The organism is Vibrio sp. V08_P9A1T1 (assembly GCF_963874405.1).
Lineage (GTDB): Bacteria > Pseudomonadota > Gammaproteobacteria > Enterobacterales > Vibrionaceae > Vibrio > Vibrio anguillarum.
Genome location: NZ_CAWNIB010000200.1, coordinates 1 through 2,924, shown reverse-complemented (window position 1 = coordinate 2,924; position 2,924 = coordinate 1). Strand labels below are relative to the sequence as shown.

General features: G+C 42.6%; 3 protein-coding genes and 1 pseudogene. All 4 read left to right on the top strand.

The genetic code is table 11. The annotated features are described in order from the left end of the window. Window positions 1-491, top strand: a pseudogene (locus AACT21_RS08495) (hydrolase); the annotation flags it as partial. 59 nt (window positions 492-550) lie between these two features. Continuing rightward, window positions 551-757 (top strand): YheU family protein, encoded by a 207-nt coding sequence (locus tag AACT21_RS08490; RefSeq protein ID WP_010318743.1) that lies wholly within the window; start codon window positions 551-553, stop codon window positions 755-757. A gap of 82 nt (window positions 758-839) precedes the next feature. Beyond that, window positions 840-1,709 (top strand): phosphoribulokinase, encoded by an 870-nt coding sequence (locus AACT21_RS08485; protein ID WP_010318742.1) that lies wholly within the window; start codon window positions 840-842, stop codon window positions 1,707-1,709. 241 nt (window positions 1,710-1,950) lie between these two features. Next, on the top strand, window positions 1,951-2,583 hold the full coding sequence (gene crp / locus AACT21_RS08480; RefSeq protein WP_010318741.1) for a cAMP-activated global transcriptional regulator CRP: 633 nt from the start codon (window positions 1,951-1,953) through the stop codon (window positions 2,581-2,583). The last annotated feature ends 341 nt before the right edge of the window (window positions 2,584-2,924 follow it).

Here is a 2,924-nt window from a genome sequence, read left to right as displayed (position 1 = left end):
ATCTGGCAGCGTGTTCCACACGCATTGAACAGGGATTTTCAAAGGTTTATCGCGCTTACTTACTGACATCATTGAAAAAAAATGCACTAAAGAAACAGCATCTTTTACATAATGAGTTAGGTATTTCTAACCATCAAATTAAACACATCAAAAAACTTTACGAATTTGACGATCTCATCACCGCGCCTTTGCATGGTTTTCAAGATGCGCAGGATTACTACCAGCAGTGCTCAGGCCTTTCAAAGCTGACACAAATTCGCGTGCCGCTACAAATCATTCAAGCGCAAGATGATCCCTTTATGACGGATGCCGTGATCCCCAAATTTTCTTTACCAGAGAATATCCATTACCGCTTATTTACCCAAGGTGGCCATGTCGGTTTTCTCAGCGGTAGCGCGCTTAAGCCTAACTTTTGGCTCGAAGAAGCACTTCCAACCTATTACGAAAACCTGCGTCACGGCAACCCTATTGACCATCAATGCAACGCATGATTAATCACATATCGCTTTAAATCGATACCCTTTTCTCCATGACAGTTTAAGAGGTCGTCATGCTTATTCCTTGGCAGCACATTGCGCCTGAAACACTGGATAATTTGATTGAAACGTTTGTATTACGCGAAGGTACTGATTACGGAGAGCAGGAAGTACCATTGCAGCAAAAAATCGAGCAAATAAAGAAACAGCTCGCAACAGGGGAAGCGATCATCGTCTATTCTGAGTTGCATGAAAGTGTGGATATTCAATTGCGTAAATAATTTCAGCTCAAAACAATCTACTCTTTTCGTGCTATATTGCAGCCATCGATAACAAGTACGTTACATACAGACAGGGTTTGTCATGTCAGCAAAACATCCAATTATCGCTGTCACCGGCTCGTCCGGTGCCGGTACAACTACGACCTCAGAAGCCTTTCGCAAAATGTTCAATATGATGAACATTAAACCAGCATGGGTTGAAGGGGATAGCTTCCATCGTTTTACACGGCCAGAAATGGATGTGGAAATTCGTAAAGCGCGCGAACAAGGGAAGCACATCAGTTACTTTGGTCCACAAGCCAATGATTTTCCTGCATTGGAAGAATTTTTCCGCCAATATGGGAAATTAGGCACAGGCCAAGTTCGCCGCTATCTACACTCTTTTGACGAAGCTGTGCCCTACAATCAAATGCCCGGCACCTTTACTCCTTGGCAAGATTTACCGGAAAACTCGGATGTGATGTTTTACGAAGGTCTTCATGGCGGTGTAGTCGATGGTGATGTAAACGTCGCGCAGCATGTCGATTTTTTGATAGGCATGGTGCCAATCGTTAACCTTGAGTGGATACAAAAGTACGTGCGTGATACTCGTGATCGAGGCCATTCACGTGAAGCGGTGATGGATTCCATCGTCCGTTCGATGGATGATTACCTCAATTACATCACCCCCCAATTCTCACGAACTCACATCAACTTCCAACGGGTACCGACGGTTGATACTTCAAACCCACTTAACGCCAAGGGCATCCCTAGTTTAGATGAAAGCTTCGTCGTGATCCGCCTGCGCGGCATAAAGAATGTTGATTTCCCCTATCTGCTCGCCATGATTGATGGCTCTTTTATGTCGCGCCACAACACCATTGTGGTACCGGGTGGCAAGATGAGTTTTGCGATGGAATTGATCGTCAGACCGATCCTGCAGCAATTGATTGAAACAGGTAAAATTGGCTAAGTGATCGGACAAGTTGACGGTTACTTTTCATACCGTGATCATGTGCACAGTTTTGCGTAAAAAATCATGCCACTGACACGATTAAAATCAAGAAATCGTTTCTGAAAAAGGATACTATCCTTAACCGAAACACAAGTTAGCTTGCAGCATTTGGAAAGTGCTCTTATCCTAGTAAGCTTATTTTAGGCTTAGCTACAATATGGAAAGCGGCAAGCGTACCCTGCAGAGGAAGTGAGATATTATGGTTCTAGGTAAACCTCAAACCGATCCAACACTAGAGTGGTTTCTTTCACACTGTCATATTCATAAATACCCATCGAAAAGCACGTTGATTCATGCGGGCGAAAAAGCAGAGACGCTGTACTACATCGTCAAAGGCTCGGTAGCGGTATTGATTAAAGACGAAGAAGGTAAAGAGATGATCCTCTCTTACCTAAACCAAGGTGACTTTATCGGTGAACTTGGTCTATTCGAAGAAGACCAAGAGCGTACTGCTTGGGTTCGTGCAAAATCTCCTTGTGAAGTTGCGGAAATTTCATTTAAGAAATTCCGTCAGCTTATCCAAGTGAACCCAGACATCTTAATGCGTCTGTCTGCACAAATTTCTCGACGTCTACAAGTCACCAGTCAAAAAGTGGGTGATTTAGCCTTCCTAGACGTGACGGGTCGTATTGCACAAACGCTACTCAACCTAGCGAAACAACCTGATGCAATGACGCACCCAGATGGCATGCAAATCAAAATCACCCGTCAAGAGATCGGCCAAATTGTAGGCTGTTCTCGTGAAACTGTGGGACGTATTTTGAAGATGCTCGAAGAGCAGAATTTAATTTCTGCCCATGGTAAAACTATCGTGGTGTACGGAACTCGTTAATTTTCAAACGCAAACACCTTGATTAAAGAGCCAGTTTTACCGGCTCTTTTTTTTATTTCGCCAACTCTTTGAATTATTTCCATTCGCTTAAATTATCTCTCATCCGTTCATCACTTAAAAAAATCTGAACTATACTAATTTCACAGATAAAAATACCTAACGTATTGACATAGTACGTAATAATCTCGATGTGAATGGTGGGAAATATGGATATTGCTCATAAATTAAAAATAAAGCATAAGGTAGGAATTCTATCTATTATTGCCATTGTCGGGTTTGCCGTATTTTTATTTCAACAATACCAAGTTCAAACCCAGACTCAACTCAGTATTGAGCAGATA

Bases quoted from the DNA above. Each gene is read 5' to 3' on its own strand.
- AACT21_RS08490 (WP_010318743.1), top strand. From the start codon at position 551: ATGCTTATTCCTTGGCAGCACATTGCGCCTGAAACACTGGATAATTTG.
- AACT21_RS08485 (WP_010318742.1), top strand. From the start codon at position 840: ATGTCAGCAAAACATCCAATTATCGCTGTCACCGGCTCGTCCGGTGCC.
- crp (WP_010318741.1), top strand. From the start codon at position 1,951: ATGGTTCTAGGTAAACCTCAAACCGATCCAACACTAGAGTGGTTTCTT.